1 pseudogene is annotated in these 1,016 nt (G+C 67.9%); it reads left to right on the top strand.

Annotation, left to right across the window (positions count from 1 at the left end):
* Positions 1-1,016: pseudogene (locus tag HII36_RS55480) on the top strand (DNA-directed RNA polymerase subunit beta); the annotation flags it as partial.

The following is a 1,016-nucleotide window of genomic DNA, read 5'->3' as shown; positions in this document are numbered from 1 at the left end:
GCATGACCACGCAGGACGTCGAGGCGATCACGCCGCAGACCCTGATCAACATCCGCCCGGTGGTGGCGTCGATCAAGGAGTTCTTCGGCACCTCGCAGCTGTCGCAGTTCATGGACCAGACCAACCCACTGGCCGGCCTGACGAACCGGCGGCGGCTGTCGGCCGTCGGCCCCGGCGGCCTGTCCCGGGAGCGGGCGGGCGTGGAGATGCGTGACGTGCATCCGTCCCACTACGGCCGGATGTGCCCGATCGAGACCCCGGAAGGCCCGAACATCGGCCTGATCGGCTACCTCGCGTGTTTCGCCCGGCTGAACGCCTTCGGCTTCGTCGAGACGCCGTACCGCAAGGTCGTCGACGGCAGGGTCACCGAACAGATCGACTACCTGACCGCCGACGAGGAGGACCTGTACGTCATCGCGCAGGCGAACTCCCCTCTGTCGCCCGACGGCGCGTTCGCCGAGCGGCGGGTGCTGGTGCGCACCAAGGGCGGCGAGTTCGAGTACGTGCGCTCGTCCGAGGTGCACTACATGGACGTGTCGCCGCGCCAGATGGTGTCCGTGGCGACGGCGATGATCCCGTTCCTGGAACACGACGACGCCAACCGGGCGCTGATGGGCGCGAACATGATGCGTCAGGCGGTGCCGCTGCTCAGGAGCGAGGCGCCGCTGGTGGGCACCGGCATGGAGTACCGGGCGGCCACGGACACGGGTGATCTGGTCATCGCCGCCAAGGCGGGCCTGGTGGAGGAGGTCAGCGCCGACTACGTGACGACCGTCAACGACGACGGCACGAGCACGACGTACCGGCTGGCCACGTTCAAGCACTCGAACCAGGGCACTTCCTTCAACCAGAAGCCCATCGTCGCCGAGGGCGACCGGCTCGAAGCGGGCCAGGTCATCGCCGACGGGCCGTGCACCGACAACGGTGAGATGGCGCTCGGCAAGAACCTGCTGGTGGCGTTCATGCCGTGGGAGGGTCACAACTACGAAGACGCGATCATCCTGTCCCAGCGCCTG

The organism is Nonomuraea antri, assembly GCF_013283785.1.
Lineage (GTDB): Bacteria > Actinomycetota > Actinomycetes > Streptosporangiales > Streptosporangiaceae > Nonomuraea > Nonomuraea antri.
This window is presented reverse-complemented; position numbering and strand designations above follow the sequence as displayed.